The organism is Seohaeicola nanhaiensis (assembly GCF_042654245.1).
Lineage (GTDB): Bacteria > Pseudomonadota > Alphaproteobacteria > Rhodobacterales > Rhodobacteraceae > Seohaeicola_A > Seohaeicola_A nanhaiensis.
In genome coordinates, this window is sequence record NZ_JBHSGI010000033.1 from 135740 (window position 1) to 153052 (window position 17313).

14 protein-coding genes are annotated in these 17313 nt (G+C 68.0%); 6 read left to right on the forward strand and 8 right to left on the reverse strand.

Annotation, left to right across the window (positions count from 1 at the left end; genetic code table 11):
* Positions 1 to 4: 4 nt before the first annotated feature.
* From ACFO5X_RS21905 to ACFO5X_RS21915, 3 genes are all read right to left on the reverse strand, one after another.
* A complete protein-coding gene (locus ACFO5X_RS21905; protein WP_380721445.1) occupies positions 5 to 640 on the reverse strand; it encodes a LysE family translocator in 636 nt (211 codons plus the stop codon).
* Between the two features lie 73 nt (positions 641 to 713).
* Positions 714 to 1463 carry a pyridoxine 5'-phosphate synthase gene (locus ACFO5X_RS21910; RefSeq protein WP_380721448.1) on the reverse strand — a complete coding sequence of 250 codons (750 nt, stop codon included), beginning with the start codon at positions 1461 to 1463 and terminating at the stop codon, positions 714 to 716.
* A gap of 79 nt (positions 1464 to 1542) precedes the next feature.
* Positions 1543 to 1890, reverse strand: a complete 348-nt coding sequence (locus ACFO5X_RS21915; protein ID WP_380721450.1) for a hypothetical protein — start codon at positions 1888 to 1890, stop codon at positions 1543 to 1545.
* Positions 1891 to 2107: 217 nt separating this feature from the next.
* Here ACFO5X_RS21915 and ACFO5X_RS21920 point away from each other — a divergent pair, with 217 nt between their 5' ends.
* Positions 2108 to 3082 (forward strand): glutathione S-transferase family protein, encoded by a 975-nt coding sequence (locus ACFO5X_RS21920; RefSeq protein WP_380721453.1) that lies wholly within the window; start codon positions 2108 to 2110, stop codon positions 3080 to 3082.
* Here ACFO5X_RS21920 and ACFO5X_RS21925 read toward each other — a convergent pair.
* Entirely contained in the window at positions 3079 to 3441 is a 363-nt protein-coding gene (locus ACFO5X_RS21925; RefSeq protein ID WP_380721458.1) for a response regulator transcription factor, read from the reverse strand. The genes ACFO5X_RS21920 and ACFO5X_RS21925 overlap by 4 nt on opposite strands.
* A gap of 189 nt (positions 3442 to 3630) precedes the next feature.
* On the opposite strand from ACFO5X_RS21925, the gene ACFO5X_RS21930 reads away from it, so the two are divergent.
* From ACFO5X_RS21930 to ACFO5X_RS21945, 4 genes are read left to right on the forward strand one after another with little or no spacing between them, the layout of a single operon-like run.
* Entirely contained in the window at positions 3631 to 4593 is a 963-nt protein-coding gene (locus ACFO5X_RS21930) for a threonine-phosphate decarboxylase (RefSeq protein ID WP_380721462.1), read from the forward strand.
* Complete coding sequence (gene cbiB, locus ACFO5X_RS21935; protein ID WP_380721465.1) at positions 4590 to 5516, forward strand: adenosylcobinamide-phosphate synthase CbiB; 927 nt, start codon at positions 4590 to 4592, stop codon at positions 5514 to 5516. The genes ACFO5X_RS21930 and cbiB overlap by 4 nt, the downstream gene beginning before the upstream one ends.
* Before the next feature lie 23 nt (positions 5517 to 5539).
* A complete protein-coding gene (locus ACFO5X_RS21940) occupies positions 5540 to 6706 on the forward strand; it encodes a lytic murein transglycosylase (protein ID WP_380721468.1) in 1167 nt (388 codons plus the stop codon).
* A gap of 21 nt (positions 6707 to 6727) precedes the next feature.
* Positions 6728 to 7900 (forward strand): MFS transporter, encoded by a 1173-nt coding sequence (locus tag ACFO5X_RS21945; RefSeq protein WP_380721471.1) that lies wholly within the window; start codon positions 6728 to 6730, stop codon positions 7898 to 7900.
* A gap of 2 nt (positions 7901 to 7902) precedes the next feature.
* On the opposite strand, the gene ACFO5X_RS21950 is transcribed toward ACFO5X_RS21945, so the two are convergent.
* The gene (locus ACFO5X_RS21950) at positions 7903 to 11358 is read right to left on the reverse strand and encodes a chromosome segregation SMC family protein (protein WP_380721474.1); all 3456 of its coding nucleotides are present in this window, start codon (positions 11356 to 11358) and stop codon (positions 7903 to 7905) included.
* 126 nt (positions 11359 to 11484) lie between these two features.
* Entirely contained in the window at positions 11485 to 11889 is a 405-nt protein-coding gene (locus ACFO5X_RS21955; RefSeq protein WP_380721477.1) for a hypothetical protein, read from the reverse strand.
* A gap of 104 nt (positions 11890 to 11993) precedes the next feature.
* Here ACFO5X_RS21955 and ACFO5X_RS21960 point away from each other — a divergent pair, with 104 nt between their 5' ends.
* Positions 11994 to 12764: a FadR/GntR family transcriptional regulator gene (locus ACFO5X_RS21960; protein ID WP_380721483.1), complete on the forward strand. Its 771-nt coding sequence runs from the start codon at positions 11994 to 11996 to the stop codon at positions 12762 to 12764.
* 27 nt (positions 12765 to 12791) lie between these two features.
* On the opposite strand, the gene prpE is transcribed toward ACFO5X_RS21960, so the two are convergent.
* Together prpE and ACFO5X_RS21970 are read right to left on the reverse strand one after the other, a co-directional pair.
* Positions 12792 to 14684 carry a propionate-CoA ligase PrpE gene (prpE, locus tag ACFO5X_RS21965; RefSeq protein WP_380721486.1) on the reverse strand — a complete coding sequence of 631 codons (1893 nt, stop codon included), beginning with the start codon at positions 14682 to 14684 and terminating at the stop codon, positions 12792 to 12794.
* Positions 14685 to 15069: 385 nt separating this feature from the next.
* A complete protein-coding gene (locus ACFO5X_RS21970; protein WP_380722348.1) occupies positions 15070 to 17307 on the reverse strand; it encodes an NADP-dependent malic enzyme in 2238 nt (745 codons plus the stop codon).
* Positions 17308 to 17313: the final 6 nt, after the last annotated feature.

Below are 17313 nucleotides of genomic sequence, written 5' to 3' on the forward strand. Positions count from 1 at the left end.
GTCCTCAGCGGGCCAGGGCCGAGCGGATCAGCCCGAAGCCTGCGGCGGCGAAGAGACCGGCGACGACGCCGTCGACCCAGCGGCGCACGCGGCGGTAGCCGGCCATCATGCGGGGGCGCGAGAAGAGCACGGCCCAGGTCATGGCGTTCAGGGTGCCGATCATGGCGCACATCACCGTGGCGACCGCAACCGCGCCGATGCCCTGCTCGGCGCCCATGCCGACCGAGAGGGCGGCCATCCAAGCGAAGACTGCCTTGGGGTTGGAAAGGTTGAGCAGGATGCCGCGCAGGAACCAGCGGCCGGGCGGAATGTCGGGCGTCTGCATCGGGCCGGGCCGCAGCGCGGCGCGGCCGGTCTGCCAGGCGAGCCAGAGCAGGTAGGCGCCACCTGCGAGTTTCAGCACCATCAGCGCCATCAGCGAGCCTTGCAGGACCGCGCCCAGCCCGAAGGCGGCCAGCACCCCCCAGAAGGCGAGGCCGAGCGACAGCCCGGCGGCGAAGGTCAGGGCTGTCGGCAGGCCGCGGGTCAGGGCGACGCTGGCGGTGGCGAGGTTCGCCGGCCCCGGCGAGGAGGCGACCACGACGAAGGCCGCGGCGATTGCGCCGAGGTTGGTGAGATCAAGTCCGGTTCCGCCAATCATGTCCGTCGCTCCGAGTGTCCTGTGGATGGTATAGGCGCGCGGCGCGCGGCCACCAATCCCTTTCACGCCGGCTTCAGGCCCGCGCCTCGTCCATCAGGCGGCGCATTTCGGCGATGGCCGGGGTCAGGCCGCGGAAGATTGCCTCGCCGATCAGGAAGTGCCCGATGTTCAGCTCGCGCACCTCGGGGAAGGCGGCGACCGGCTGGACCGTGTCATAGGTCAGGCCGTGGCCGGCGTGGACCTCGAGCCCGAGGGAATGGGCAAAGGTGGACATGTCGCGCAGGCGGGCGAGTTCGGCGTCCCGTTCGGCGAAATGGCCCTCGGCGTGGGCGTCGCAATAGGCGCCGGTGTGCAGTTCGATGACCTCGGCCCCGATGCGGTGCGCGGCCTCGATCTGGCGCTGGTCAGCGGCGATGAAGATCGATACACGGCAGCCGGCCTCGCGCAGGGGGGCGATGAAATGGGCGAGTTTGTTTTCCTCGCGCGCGACTTCGAGGCCGCCCTCGGTGGTGCGTTCCTCGCGTTTTTCGGGGACGATGCAGACGGCGTGCGGCTTGTGGCGCAGGGCGATGGCCTGCATTTCGGAAGTGGCCGCCATCTCGAAGTTGAGCGGGATGGTCAGCACCTCCATCAGCCCGTCGATATCGGCGTCGGAGATGTGGCGGCGGTCTTCGCGCAGGTGGGCGGTGATGCCGTCGGCGCCGGCCTCCTGCGCCAGTTTGGCTGCGCGCAGCGGGTCGGGATAGGCGCCGCCGCGGGCGTTGCGCACGGTGGCGACGTGGTCGATGTTCACGCCAAGGCGCAGGGGATGGGGGAACGACACGGGCGACTCCTTCAAGGCGGCTTTGCCCGGAAGCTAGACGATTGCGCAGCGGACGCAATCCGGTCGGTCGGTTCTGGCCTTAGCGGGGCAGGTAGGCCACGGGCGCGCCGGGGTCGCGGTAGAAGTCGAGCGGCGCGGCGTCATGCGCGTGGGTGAGGCGCTTGAACTCGAACCGCATTTCTTCGCCCTCGGCCTCGGAGGCGACGATCAGGCATTGCGACAGGTGGTTCGCCCCGTCGTAGAGATCGACCAGGCCGCGCAGATGCGGGGCGTCGGCGGTGGCAACGGAAAAGCCGTTCTTCCAGAGCGCGAGCACGGGATAGATGTCGTCGCCCACATGCACCCGCAGGCGGCTGGCCTTGCGCAGGGCCGCGATGCGGGCCGCTTCCATGCCTTCGCGTACTTCCTTGGACAAAAACGTGGTCATCGCACAGCACTCCCCCAAGCCCCGATTCAGAAGGATGAACCAGGCGAGGTCAAAATCAAGCTTTCAGTTAGCGACATATTGTTTCGGAAACATGACGGCTGACGAATTTGGCGTGGCGATTGTGCGTCTGAGCAGGGTCGATGCGCGCCCCTGCCGGTGGGTCGGGGCGCGAATTGCCCTATGTTGTAAGGGGAAACCGAATTGAGGAATGGATGACATGGGACTTCTGGTCGACGGCAAATGGCAGGACAAATGGTATGACACCAAATCGACCGGCGGAGAGTTCAAACGGTCCGAAGCGCATTTCCGCAACTGGGTGACGGCCGATGGCAGCCCCGGCCCGTCGGGCGAGGGCGGCTTCAAGGCCGAATCGGGGCGATATCATCTGTACGTCTCCTATGCCTGTCCCTGGGCGCACCGGACGCTGATCTTTCGCGCGCTGAAGGGGCTGGCGCCGCATATCTCGGTGAGTGTGGTGCATCCCGAGATGCTGGAACACGGCTGGACCTTCGACACCGATTTCGACGGCGCAACGGGGGACGACCTGTTCGGGCTGGACTATCTCTATCAGGTCTATCTGCGCGACATGCCGGACATGACCGGCCGGGTGACCGTGCCGGTGTTGTGGGACAAGGCACAGGGCAAGATCGTGTCGAACGAAAGCTCCGAGATCATCCGCATGTTCAACTCGGCCTTTGACGGCATCGCCGGGGACACGCAGGATTTCTGGCCTGTCGCGCTGCGCCCGGCGATCGAGCCGATCAATTCGCGCATCTACGACACGGTGAATAACGGGGTCTACAAGGCAGGGTTCGCGACCTCGCAGGACGCCTACGACAAGGCGGTCGTTCCGCTGTTCGAGACGCTGGATTGGCTGGAAGAGCATCTCGCCGAGAACCGCTATTTGATGGGCGATGCGCTGACAGAGGCGGATTGGCGGTTGTTCACCACGCTGATCCGCTTCGATCCGGTGTATCACACGCATTTCAAATGCAACCGGCGGCGGATTGTCGATTATCCGAACCTGTGGGGGTATACACGCGAGCTGTATCAGTGGCCGGGAGTCTCCGAGACGGTCCACCTGGATCATATCGTGCGGCATTATCATTACAGCCACGACAACATTAACCCGAACCGGATCATTCCGATCAATCCGGTGCTGGACTACGACGCCCCGCACGGGCGGGGTTAGTGGGGCAGGGCGTAATGCTCGACCATTGCCGCCAGATCTTCGGGCGGCGTCGCGCTCTGGACATAGGCGCAGGCGTTCGACGAATGGGCGAAGATCGAGCCGTCCGAGAAGAAGGTGGTGTTGGTGACGAAGATCACCCGCATTTCGGGGCGGCGGTAATTTGCAAAGTCGGAGACCGCCAGCGCGCTGCCCTCTTCCAGCACAAGGTCGAGCACCATGATCTGGAAGTTGTCGCTGCGCAGGGCGGCGATAGCTTCTTCCTGACCGTGGGCCAGAGTGACTATGGCGCCCTGGCGCTGGAGGTGGCGCTTCCATACCAGTCCGAGTTCGCGCCTGCTTTCGACGATGAGGATATGCATGTTTCTAATCCGGCACCCGCTGAGGAAGTGAACCATCCCTTAACGGTGGGCGCTTATCCTTGATCCGTCGAAGTCGTTAACAAACCGTTAATATCGTCGAGCGGGAAGCCTCTCCGGAGAGGTTGCTTGCGATTCAGGCGCGTTTCCGCTTGAACCGGGCAGATCATGCACTTTGAGGAGGTTGCGATCATGCCCGCAGACCGCACGCCATCTCCCATGCCGGCCCGCGACCATGGCGGCGGGCTGGATGCCGCCGTGGCGCGCTTTGGCGGAGCGCGCGGCGACTGGCTGGATCTGTCGACCGGGATCAATCCGCGGCCCTATCCTGTGACCGGCTTTGCCCCATCCGACTGGACCGCGCTGCCCGATGCGCGGGCGCAGGCGCGGTTGGAGGCGGCGGCGCGCGGGTTCTGGCGGGTGCCGGCGGGGGCGAGTGTGCTGTCCGCACCCGGCGCCTCGGCGCTGATCGCGCGGATGCCGCTGCTGGCCACCGCGGGGCGTGTGCGGATCGAAGGGCCGACCTACAACGAACACGCGGCGGCCTTTGCCGGGCAGGGCTGGACCGTTGTCACCGAAGGGGCCGCCGAGGCGCGGGTTCTGGTGCATCCGAACAACCCGGACGGGCGGCTGTGGAGTGAGGCGGACGCGGATGCCGCGCTGACCGTGATCGACGAGAGCTTTTGCGACGTGATGCCTGCGCGGTCGCTGGTTCATCTTGCCGAACGTCCCGGCATCGTCGTGCTGAAGAGTTTCGGCAAGTTCTGGGGTCTGGCCGGGCTGCGCCTGGGCTTTGCCATTGCAAGGCCCGAGACGGTGGCACAGCTGGCCGAGATGCTGGGGCCCTGGCCGGTGTCGGGTCCGGCGCTGCGGCTGGGGGCGGCGGCGCTGACCAATCCGGCCTGGGCCGAGGACACGCGGGCGCGGCTGGCGGCCGACGCGGAGCGGCTGGACGGGCTGATGCAAAGGCAGGGTGCCGAGGTGGTTGGGGGCACGGATCTGTTTCGCCTCTACCGGGTCGGCAGCGCGCAGGACTGGCAGGACCGGCTGGCCCGCCATCAGGTGTGGACGCGCATCTTTCCCTGGTCGGCGACCCATATCCGCCTTGGCCTGCCCGATGGCGAGGGCTGGGCGCAGCTGGAACAGGCATTGTGACCACGGCCGCGACGCTGACTCTGGCGCTGTTGCTGGACGCGGTGTTGGGCGAGCCGCGCTGGCTGTGGTCGCGGCTGCCGCATCCGGCGGTTCTGATGGGGCGCGCGGTGGGCTGGCTGGACCGGCAGCTGAACCGGGGCGGCGCGCGGCGGCTGCGGGGAGTCCTTGCGCTGGTGCTGCTGGTGCTGGGCGCGCTGGCGGTGGGCGGGGCGCTGTCGCGGCTGGGACCGGTGGCGGAGGTGGTGGTCGCCGCGATCCTGCTGGCGCAGCGGTCGCTGGCCGAGCATGTCGCTGCCGTGGCGGATGGTCTTCGCCTGTCGGTGGGTGAGGGGCGGCGGGCGGTGGCGCGGATCGTCAGCCGCGATACCGCCGCGATAGGCGAATCCGAGGTGGCCCGCGCCGCGCTGGAGAGCGCGGCCGAGAACCTGTCGGACGGGGTGATCGCGCCGGCCTTCTGGTTTCTGGTCGGTGGTCTGCCGGGCCTGCTGGTCTACAAGGTGGTAAACACCGCCGACAGCATGATCGGCTATCGCAACGCGCGCTACGAGCAGTTTGGCTGGGCCTCGGCCCGGATGGACGATCTGCTGAACCTGCTGCCCGCGCGGCTGACGGGGGCGATCATCGCGCTGCTGGGCGGCGTCGCCGGCGACTGGCGCGGCATCGTCGCCGATGCGCGCCGCCACCGGTCGCCCAATGCCGGCTGGCCCGAGGCGGCGATGTCGCGCGCGCTGGGCGTCGCGTTGGCGGGGCCGCGCAGCTATGACGGGCAGATGCGCGATCTGGCCTGGGTCAACGGGGCCGGGCAGCGCGCGATCGGCGCGGAGGAGATCGAGGCGGGCGTGGCGATGCTGTGGTCGGTCTGGCGCGTGACCTTGATTTTCTGCGCTCTGGCGGCGACTACTGCGGCGTTGCTGCTGGTGTGACCTTGGTATCGGGACCCTTTCTCATGCGTTTTCCTTCCCTTCTCTGCCTTGCCCTGATGGTGGCAGGTTCGGCCTCGGCCCAATGTGGCGGATCGTTTTCCGAATTTGTCGGCGGGCTGAAGGCCGAAGCCGTCGCCAAGGGCCATGCGCCGGGCAAGGTCGACGCCTTTTTCCGCAGCGCCGCGCAGGATCCGAAGGTGCTGAAGGCGGATCGCGCGCAGGGGGTCTTCCAGAAGCCGTTCACCGAATTCGCCCGCCGCCTGATCTCGCAAAGCCGGCTGGACCGGGGCAAGGCGAACGCGGGGAAATACGATGCCGTCTTCGACCGGATCGAAGCGGAGTATGGTGTGTCGCGCGGTGTTCTGCTGGCCTTCTGGGCATTCGAGACGGATTACGGCGCTGTGCAGGGCGATTTCAACACTTTGAACGCGCTGGTCACGCTGGCGCATGACTGCCGCCGCCCCGAGCTGTTCCGCCCGCAGATCTTCGCGGCGCTGACGCTGTATGAACATGGCGATTTCGATCCGGCGACGACGACGGGCGCCTGGGCCGGGGAAATCGGCATGGTGCAGATGCTGCCGGCCGACATCCTGGAAAACGGCGTCGATGGCGATGGCGACGGGCATGTGCGGCTGAAGACTTCGGCGCCCGATGCGCTGCTGTCGGGGGGCAAGATGCTGGCGGGTCTGGGCTGGCGCAAGGGCGAGCCCTGGCTGCAGGAAGTGGTGCTGCCCGCCGGGTTCGACTGGTCGCTGACCGGGTTGCAGGAGACGCGCGCCGTGGCCGACTGGGCGGCGCTGGGCGTGCGGGCGCGGGATGGTGCGCTGGCGCAGGGGCTGACCGGATCGGTTATCATCCCCGAGGGGCACAAGGGGCCGGCGTTTCTGGCCTATCCGAATTTCCGGGTCTACTTCGAGTGGAACCAGAGCTTTGTCTACGTGCTGACCGCCGCCTATTTCGCCACCCGGCTGGAAGGCGCGCCGGTGTTTGACGCCCGTAGCCCCGAGGCCGGGCTGGCCGGGGAACAGATGAAGAGCTTGCAGCAGAAGCTGGTGGCGCGCGGGCATGACGTGGGCGCGGTCGACGGCATCCTGGGCCAGAAGACCCGCGATGCCGTGCGGGTGGAGCAGGCCCGGCTGGGCCTGGTGGTGGACGGGTGGCCGACCCCCGACCTGCTGGCGCGGCTCTAGCATGACGCGGAGGCCCGGCCCGTGCTGACCAACCGCTGGGCCGTGCTGGCGCTGCTGTTCCTGGTCCGGGCGGGCATGGGCGTGCAGTTTCAGGTGGTGCCCAGCCTTGCGCCGCTGGTGATCGAGCGGTTTGCGGTCAGCCTTGCCGAGATCGGCCTTCTGATCGGCATCTATCAGGCGCCGGGAATCTTTCTGTCGCTGCCCGGCGGTGCGCTGGCCCGGCGGTTCGGGGACAAGCCGGTGGTTCTGGTGGGTCTTGCGCTGATGGTGGCGGGCGGGCTGTTGATGCTGGCCGCGCCGGGCTGGCACCTCTACCTCGCGGGAAGGATTGTCGCGGGGGCGGGGGCCATCGTGATGAACGTGCTGATGACCAAGATGGTCGCCGACTGGTTCAGCGGGCGCGAGCTGAACACGGCGATGGCGATCTTCGTCAATTCCTGGCCCTGCGGGATCGCCCTGGCGCTGGTCGTGCTGCCACCGCTGGCGGCGGCGGGGGGCTTGAGCGCCGCGATGGTGGCCGCGACGGTCTATTGCGCGGCGGCATTTGTGGGGACGGCGCTGCTCTATTCCGCGCCGGAGACGGCACCCCGGGCGACCGTCTCCGCCTCGGGCTGGCCCGAGGGCCGGGTGATTTTCGCGGTTCTGGTCGCGGCGGTGGTCTGGGGCCTGTATAACACGGGGCTGTCGGTGGTGTTTTCCTTCGGGCCGCTGATGATGGCCGAGCGGGGGTATTCGATCGTCGAGGGCAGCGCGCTGACCAGTCTGGTGCTGTGGGTCGCGACGCTGTCGATCCCGCTGGGCGGGTTTCTGGCAGACCGGAGCGGACGGCCGGGCGTGGTGATGGCGGTCAGCCTGGCGGGGTTCGCCCTGGCGCTGGTCATCGCGCCGCGCACCGAGGCGGTGATGGCGGCCTTCCTGGTGATGGGGCTAATCGGCGGTCTGGCGGCGGGTCCGGTGATGAGCCTGGCGGCGTCGGTGCTGACGCCACAGACGCGGGCCAGCGGGATGGGCATCTTCTTTACCCTCTATTACGTCTTCCTGATGGGCGCGCCCTGGCTGGCCGGGCTGCTGGCCACGGCGGTGGGGACAGCGCGCATCGCCTTTGACGCGGGGGCAGCCGCGCTGGTTCTGGCCTTTCCGGTCTGGGGCGCCTTCGTGCTGTTGCGGCGGGTGGCCCTGCGCACGGCGGGCTAGGGTCAGGCGACCAGCGCCTCGGCCTTCTTGAGGTCGACCGAGACCAGCTGGCTGACGCCCTGTTCCTGCATCGTCACGCCGAACAGCCGGTCCATCCGGCTCATCGTCACGGCGTGGTGGGTGATGATCAGGAAGCGCGTCGCGGTCTGGCGGCACATCTCGTCCAGCAGGTCGCAGAAGCGGGTCACGTTGGCGTCGTCCAGCGGCGCGTCGACCTCGTCGAGGACGCAGATCGGGGCGGGGTTGGCGAGGAAGACCGCGAAGATCAGCGCCATGGCGGTCAGCGTCTGTTCGCCCCCCGAGAGCAGCGAGAGGGTCGACAGCTTCTTGCCCGGCGGCTGGCACATGATTTCCAGCCCGGCTTCGAGCGGGTCGTCGCTTTCGACCATCACCAGATTGGCCTCGCCGCCGCCGAAGAGGTGGCGGAACAGCATGGCGAAATTCGAATTCACCTGTTCGAAGGCGGTCAGCAGCCGCTCGCGGCCTTCGCGGTTCAGGCTGGCGATGCCGGCGCGCAGGGTGCGGATGGCCTCTTCGAGATCGGCCTTTTCGTGGGCCAGCGTGTCGTGTTCGGTCTGGACCTCTTTCGCGTCTTCCTCGGCACGCAGGTTCACCGCGCCCAGGGCGTCGCGCTGGCGCTTGTGGCGGTTGACCTCGGCCTCGAGCGTTTCGGCGTCGGGGATGTGGTCGGGGTCGGCCCCAAGCTGGGTGAGCAGCTGGTTGGGGGTCAGCTGGTGATCCTCGGCGATGCGCTCGGCGGCCTGGGCGACGCTGTCGCGGGCGGCTTCGGCGCGGACGGCGGCGGCGGCGCGGGCCTCGCGCGCCTCGGAGGCCAGACGTTCGGCGTCGCGTTCGGCTTGGCTGGCGGTGCGCAGGGCAGCGTCGCCGACGGAGAGCGCATCGCTGGCCTTGGCCTTGCGGGTCTCGGCTTCGGCGATCCGCTCTGACAGGACCTCGCGCTGTTCGGCGAGGGCGGCGGGGACGTCGGAGGCGATCTGAAGCTCCTCCTCGGACTCTTCCTTGCGCGCCTCGAGTTCGGCGATGCGCTTGCCGGCGGTTTCGAGCCGGTGGCGCCAGCCGCTGAGTTCCTTGGTGACTTCCTGGCTGCGCCTGGTGCGCGCCTCGCCCTCGCGGCGGATTTCGTCATGGGCCGAGCGGCGGGTCAGCATGGTGATCCGCGCCGCCTCGACCGTCTGGCGGATGTCGTCGATGCGGGCGCGGGCGGTGGCGAGATCGCCGAGGTCGGCCATCGCGGCCTCGGCTTCCTTGACCTGGGTACGCGCGGCCAGCGAATCCTCCTGATGGCGGCTGACCGCCAGCCCGAGGTTTTCGAGCCGGCCCTGGGCGAGGTTGCGCTCGGCCTCGGCGCGGCTGAGGGCGCGGGCGGTGTCGGCGACGGCCTGATCGGCGCGGCGCCGTGCGTCGCGGGCGCGCTTGTCGGCCTCGGTGCGTTCGGCAAGCTGGCGGATCAGCATCTCGTGCGCGGCGCGGGCGCCGTCGACCCGGGCTTCGACCTGGGCCGATTCCTGTTTCAGCGCCTCCAGCCGGTTCAGCTGTTGCAGGCGCATCGCCGCGGCGCTGGGTGCGTCCTCGGCGTTGGAGCGGAAGCCGTCCCAGCGCCAGAGGTCGCCCTCATCCGAGACCAGCCGCTGACCGGGCAGCAGCGCGGCTTGCAATTCGGCGCCACGGTCGGCGTCGACCAGGCCGATCTGGGCGATCCGCCGCACCAGAGCGAAGGGCCCCGAGACGAAGAGCGAGAGCGGTTTCACCCCCGGCGGCAGCGGCTGGATCACCTTGTAGTCGTCCAGCGTGGCCCAGCCGGAGTCGCCGTCTTCGTCGGCGAGCGGGGCGCGCAGATCGTCGGCCAGCGCGGCACCGAGCGCCTTTTCATAGCCCGGTGTCACCTTCATCAGGTCGAGCACCTGGCCGCTTTCGGCGGTGTCGCGGTCGAGCAGTTTGACCAGCGCGGTCAGTTCGGCGCGCAGCGCGCCGGCCTCGCCCTCGGCCTCGGAGCGCTGGGCGCGCGCCTCGGCTTCGCGGGCCTGGGTGTCGGCGCGGGCGGCGTCGGCCTGGGCGAGGTCGTCTTCGGCCTCGGCGGCGGCTTCCTGGGCTTCGGTCTCGGCTGCGCGGGCCTCTTCGAAGGCGGCGCTGGCGGTGGCGAGCGCGGCGCGCGATTCCTCGACAGCGGTGCGCGCCTTGGCGGCCTCGCCCTCGGCGCGGGCCAGCATCTTGTGGCTGTCGTCGAGCAGGCGCTGCGCTGACTGGTGGCGGGCCGAGAGGCGTGCGACGTCTTCGGTTTCCTCGGACAGCATCGCTTCGCGGTCGCGCAGCACGCTGGCGGCCTCCGCCGAGGCCTCGGCGGCGATGGCCAGCCTGTCATCGTGGCCTTCGCCGGCCTTGGCCAGCTCGCGCGCTTCCCATTCGAGGCGCTGCAGGGTGTCGCCGGCATCCTTGTTCAGGCCGCTTTCGCGGTCGATGTCGCGGGCGAGCTGGGCGACGCGGCCGGTCAGCGTGTCGATGGTCTGGCGGGCGCGTGTTTCCTGATCGGTCAGGGCGTCGCGTTCGACCGAGAGGCGTTGCAGCACGGCGGCGGCGATCGCCTCCTCCTCGCGCAGCGAGGGCAGGGCGCTTTCGGCGGCGGTGCGGGCCTTGATCGCCTGCTGGGCCGCCGCTTCGGCGCGGGCGGCTTCGGTGGTGCGGTCACGCAGGGCGGTTTCGGCGGCAGAGCGCAGGTCGTCGGCCTCGCGCCAGCGGCGGTAGAGCAGGAGACCTTCGGCCAGGCGCAGCGCCTCGCCGATCTCGCGGTAGCGGGCGGCCTGCCGGGCCTGCCGCGCGAGTTGTCCGAGCTGCTGGGCCAGCTGTTCGAGCACGTCGTCGACGCGGGAGAGGTTGGCCTCGGCGCCGTTCAGTTTCAGCTCGGCCTCGTGGCGGCGCTGGTAGAGGCCGGAGATGCCGGCGGCCTCTTCCAGGATGCGGCGGCGGGCCTGCGGGCGGGCGTTGATCAGCTCGCTGATCTGGCCCTGGCGGACCAGCGCCGGGGAATGCGCGCCGGTCGAGGCGTCGGCGAACAGCATCTGGATATCGCGCGCGCGCACGTCCTTGGCGTTGGCCTTGTAGGCCGAACCGACGTCGCGAGTGATCCGGCGCACCACTTCGAGCTGGTCGGAATCGTTGAAGCCGGCGGGGGCGAGGCGTTCGCTGTTGTCGAGAACGAGGCTGACTTCGGCGAAGTTGCGCGCGGGCCGGGTGGCGGCGCCGGCGAAGATCACATCCTCCATCCCGCCGCCGCGCATGGCGGTGGGGCGGTTTTCGCCCATCACCCAGCGCAGCGCCTCGAGCAGGTTGGACTTGCCGCAGCCATTGGGCCCGACAACACCGGTCAGCCCCTCGGCGATCACCAGCTCGGTGGGATCGACGAAGCTTTTGAAGCCGCTCAGTCTTAGTCTGTCGAAGCGCAAGGATTGGCCCGGTTGATTCCCTCAGAGACAGAGATCTTGGGCGCTGTGCCCCGGCGCGTCAACGCATTTGCCGCTGCATATCGGCGGATCGGCGGAATTATCCACAAGATATCGCGTTTGCAGGAGTCAGAACGGAGTGCATTCGAATTCGCGCCAGGTCATGCCGAGGCGGGGGTTCGCCCATTGCGGAATGTCGGTGCAGCTGTAGCTGACCGGTGTCAGCAGGGGGCGCCAGTCGGGCGGTCTGTCCTTGCAGGCGAGCCGCCCCAGCGCCAGCGCCTGATCGCCGCGCACCTCGGTCACGAGGCAGCCGCTGACCTGTTCCATCGCAAAGGCGGCCCGGGCGCGGATCGGGCCGAAGCGGGGGGCGTACTGGCTGTTGACGCGGAGCGCCTCGGCCAGATCGCCGCGCACGCGCACGTCGAAGACCGAACCCGCCACGGTGACGCGCGTTGCGGGCAGGCCGCGGAAATGCGGGCCGGCGGTGTTGCAGGCGGCGAGGAGGGCGAGGACAGGCAGGGCGGGGCGCATCGGACGATCCTGCGCCGGTTGTGGTTAACATCCGGTTACCTCACGAGGCATGGACGCATGGGGCACCATGGTCCTATAAATGCGACCAGCCCAGAGTTGTGACCATGCCCTTCGAGAAAGTTCAGCCCGAGAAGATTTCCACCTCGGTCGTGCGGCAGATCGAGCTGCTGATCCTGCGCGGCATCCTGCGGCCGGGCGAGCGGCTGCCATCCGAGCGCGAACTGTCCGAGCGGCTGGGCGTGTCGCGCCCGTCGCTGCGCGAGGCGGTGGCGGAGTTGCAGGCGCAGGGCCTGCTGACTTCGCGCGCCGGGTCGGGCATCTATGTGGCCGAGGTGCTGGGGTCGGCCTTTTCGCCGGCGCTGCAACGGCTGTTCGCGAGCCACGACGAGGCGGTCTTCGACTATATCGCCTTCCGTCGCGATATCGAGGCGATGGCGGCGGAACGCGCCGCGCGGCTGGCCTCGGACGGCGACCTCATGGTGATCCAGACGATCTTCGACAAGATGGCCGCGGGGGTGCAGCGCCGCAATTCGGAGGAAGAGGCGCGGCTGGACGCGCAGTTCCACAGCGCGATCATCGAGGCGAGCCACAATGTGGTCATGCTGCACATGATGCGGTCGATGTACGATCTGCTGCGCGCGGGGGTCTTCTATAACCGGCAGGTGATGTTCAAGCAGCGCACCAGCCGCGCGGCCCTGCTGGACCAGCATCGCGCCATCAACGATGCGCTGCAGGCGCGCGATCCCGAGGCGGCGGTGGCGGCGGTCCGGGCGCATATGAGCTATGTGGAGCAGGCCCTGACCGATCACCGCCGGGCCGAGCGCAACGAGATCATCGCCCGGCAGCGGCTGGAGCACGAACAGAGCCTGCGGTGAGGGGAAGGGGCGGGGCCGCCCCTTCGGTCAGGGTTTCGCGTAGCCGATGGTTTGCAGCGACTCGCGGATTTCGTCCAGGATGGCCGGGTCGTCGATGGTCGCCGGCATCTTGAACTCCTGATTGTCGGCGATCTTGACCATGGTCGCGCGCAGGATCTTGCCCGAGCGAGTCTTGGGCAGGCGGTCGACCACCACGGCCAGCTTGAAAGCGGCGACCGGGCCGATCTTGTCGCGCACCAGCTGGACGCATTCCTTGCAGATCTCGTCGTGCGGACGGTTCACGCCCTTGGTCAGGATGACGAAGCCGACAGGGGCCTGGCCCTTGAGGTCGTCCGAGACGCCAATGACGGCGCATTCGGCGACATCGGGGTGCGAGGCAAGCACCTCTTCCATCGCGCCGGTCGAGAGACGGTGGCCGGCGACGTTGATGACGTCATCGGTGCGGGCCATGATGTAGAGATAGCCGTCTTCGTCGATCATCCCGGCGTCGCCCGTCTCGTAATAGCCGGGGAAGGTGGTGAGATAGGATTTCCTGAACCGCTCCTCGGCGTTCCAGAGGGTCGGCAGCGTGCCCGGGGGCAGCGGCAGCTTGACCGCGATGGCGCCGAGTTCGCCCGGCTTCATCTGTCGGCCGCCCTCGTCGAGGATCTGCACGTCATAGCCCGGCATCGCAACCGAGGGCGAGCCGATCTTGACCGGCAGCGCCTCGAGCCCGACGGGGTTTGCGGCAATGGACCAGCCGGTTTCGGTCTGCCACCAGTGGTCGATCACCGGGCGGTCGAGCACGCGCTGGGCCCATTCGATGGTGTCCGGGTCGGCGCGTTCGCCGGCGAGGTAGAGCACCTTGAAGTTGGAGAGGTCGTATTTCTTGACGAATTCGCCCTTTGGATCCTCGCGCTTGACGGCGCGGATGGCGGTGGGGGCGGTGAAGAAGGACTTGACCTTGTGCTCGGCGATGACCCGCCAGAAGGTGCCGGCGTCGGGAGTGCCGACGGGCTTGCCCTCGAAGACGATGGTGGTGTTGCCATGCACCAGCGGGCCGTAGCAGATGTAGGAATGGCCGACGACCCAGCCCACGTCCGAGGCGGCCCAGAACACGTCGCCGGGATCGACGTTGTAGATGTTCTTCATCGACCAGTTCAGCGCGACGAGGTGGCCGCCGGTGGGGCGCACCACGCCCTTGGGCGCGCCGGTGGTGCCCGAGGTGTAGAGGATATAGGCCGGGTGGCTGCCTTCGACCGGGACGCAGTCGGCGGGTTCGACGCCATATTGGAAGGCATGCCAGTCGACGTCGCGGCCTTCGATCAGTTTGGCGACTTCCTGTTCGCGCTGGAAGATCACGCAGAACTCGGGCTTGTGTTTCGCCTGCTCGATGGCGCCGTCCAGGAGGGGTTTGTAATGGACGACGCGGCCCGGTTCGAGACCGCAGGACGCGGCGATGATCGCCTTGGGCTGGCAGTCGTCGATACGCACGGCGAGTTCGTTCGCGGCAAAACCGCCGAAGACCACCGAGTGAACGGCGCCGATGCGCGAACAGGCGAGCATGGCTTCGAGCGCCTCGGGGACCATCGGCATGTAGATGATGACGCGGTCGCCCTTCTCGATGCCCTTTGCACGCAATGCCCCGGCCAGCGAGGCCACGCGGTTCTTGAGTTCGGCGAAGGTGATCTTGTGGACGGTGCCGGTGACCGGGCTGTCGTGGATGATCGCCACCTGGGCGCCGCGGCCGTTTTCGACGTGCCGGTCAACGGCGTTCCAGCAGGTGTTGACCAGACCGTCGTCGAACCAGGTGTAGAGCGGCGCGCGGCTGTCGTTCAGGGCGCGGGATGGGAAGCGGTCCCAGTCGATGGCTTTGGCCGCGTCGAGCCAGAAAGCTTCGGGATCCGCCTTCCAGGCCGCGTAAACGCTTTTGTAACTCATATGTCCCTCCTCCTGACAAATCGCTTTTCGGCGTTGATGCGGCGCGCGCTTCTTCCGCGCAAGGGCTGAACCTGCGCCGCGTTGCCGCTGTTTGCGCCAACAGGGTGAGAATGTCGCGCCATTCCTGACGCTTGGGCAGGCAATTTCCCTGCAATCGTCCGGCCATGATTCAAAAGCGACACATGTGTCGGAAATTTACCTGCCGGTGATTCGCTGGCGGGATACCTGCGCTGAGAGGGTGCCAATGGCATCTCTTGCTTTCACAGGGGGAGCGCCCGGGATCGGGCGAAAACCGAACCCCCGTTTGGCGGCGGAACAGCCGAAGAAGTAACCTCCAACTGTTTCCCTCGCCGCCGCGTGGCTGAACCCCACGCGGCGGTTTTGCTTATCCGTATTGTGCCACCGGTGTGCCGGCGATGGCAGCCATGTTGAGCAGGCCGCGCGCGGTGATCGAGGACGAGACGATGTGCGCCTTGTTGCCCATCCCCATCAGGATCGGGCCGACCTCGAGCCCGCCGGCGCGCATTTTGAGGATGTTGCGCACGCCGCTGGCCGCGTCGGCATGGGCGAAGACCAGCACGTTGGCCGCGCCCTCCATCCGGCTGTTCGGGAAGATCCGCGCGCGCAGTTCGGGATCGAGCGCACTGTCGACGTTCATCTCGCCTTCGTAGACGAAGCCGCGCGGTTCGGAGTCCAGCAGGGCGAGCGCGTCGCGCACGCGCTGACCCGAGCTTTCGGTCTGGTTGCCGAATTGCGACTGCGAACACATCGCGACCTTGGGCTCCAGCCCGAAGCGGCGGACGTGGCGGGCGGCGCCGATGGCGATCAGGGCCAGCTGTTCCGGCGAGGGGGCATGGTTGACATGCGTGTCGGCGATGAACAGCGGGCCGTCTTCCAGGATCATCAGGCTGAGCGCGCCCTGCGGATGCAGGCCGCCCGTGCCCAGCACCTGCGTGACGTAGTTCAGGTGCCAGCGGTATTCGCCGAAGGTGCCGCAGATCATGCTGTCGGCGTCGCCGCGATGCACCATGATGGCGCCGATGGCGGTGGTATTGGTGCGCATGACCGCCTTGGCGAGATCGGGCGTGACCCCGCGCCGTTGCATGACTTCGTGGTAGGAGGACCAATAGTCGTAATACCGGGGGTCGTTCTCGGGGTTGACCAGTTCGAAATCCCGGCCCGGGCGGACGTCGAGCCCGAAACGTTCGCAGCGCTGTTCGATCACCTCGGGCCGGCCGATCAGGATCGGGGTCTCGGTGGTTTCCTCCAGGATCGCCTGGGCCGCACGCAGGACGCGCTCGTCCTCGCCCTCGGTGAAGACGATCCTGCGCGAGGCGGCGCGGGCGGCGTCGAAGACCGGGCGCATGAGCAGGGCCGAGCGGAAGACCGTCTGTTTCAGCTTCGCGGCATAGGCGTCCAGATCCTCGATGGGTCGGGTGGCCACGCCGGTTTCCATTGCGGCGCGCGCGACCGAGGTGGACACCACCGCCATGAGGCGTGGGTCGAAGGGCTTGGGGATCAGATAGTCGGCGCCGAAGGTCAGCTGTTCGCCCCGATAGGCGGCCGCCGCCTCGGCGCTGGTGGTGGCGCGGGCCAGCTGGGCGATGCCGTCGATGCAGGCGATCTCCATCTCGTCGTTGATCTCGGTCGCGCCCACGTCCAGCGCGCCGCGGAAGATGAAGGGGAAGCAGAGGACGTTGTTGACCTGGTTTGGGAAATCGCTGCGCCCGGTGGCGATGATCGCATCGGGCGCGGCCTCGCGCGCGAGGTCGGGCAGGATTTCGGGCGTCGGATTGGCCAGGGCAAAGATCACCGGGCGGGAGGCCATCTGGCGCACCATGTCGGGGGTCAGCACGCCGGGGCCCGACAGGCCGAGGAAGAGGTCGGCGCCACCGATCACCTCGGCCAGGGTGCGCTTGTCGGTCTTCTGCGCGAAGGCGGCCTTTTGCGGGTTCATGTCCTCAGCACGGCCTTCGTAGACCACGCCGTGGATGTCGCAGAGCCAGACGTTCTCGCGCCGCACGCCGAGCTTGAGCAGCATGTTGAGGCAGGCGATGCCCGCCGCGCCGCCGCCGGTGGAGACGACCTTGACGTCCTCGAAGGCCTTGTTCGCGACGAAGAGCGCGTTCTTGGCCGCGGCTCCGACCACGATGGCGGTGCCGTGCTGGTCGTCGTGGAAGACGGGAATGTTCATCCGCTCGCGGCAGAGCTTTTCGACGATGAAGCAGTCGGGCGCCTTGATGTCTTCGAGGTTGATCGCGCCGAAGGTCGGTTCGAGAGAGCAGACGATCTCGGCCAGTTTCACCGGGTCGGATTCGTTCAACTCGATGTCGAAGCAGTCGATGCCGGCGAATTTCTTGAAGAGGACGGCCTTGCCTTCCATCACCGGCTTGGAGGCGAGCGCGCCGATGTTGCCAAGCCCGAGGACGGCGGTGCCGTTCGACACGACGCCGACCAAATTGCCGCGCGTGGTGTAGCGGGCGGCGTTGGCGGGATCGGCCTTGATCTCCAGGCAGGCCTCGGCGACGCCGGGCGAATAGGCGCGGGCCAGATCGCGGCCGTTGGCCAGCGGCTTGGTGGCGCGGATCTCGAGCTTTCCGGGCTTGGGAAACTCGTGATACATGAGCGC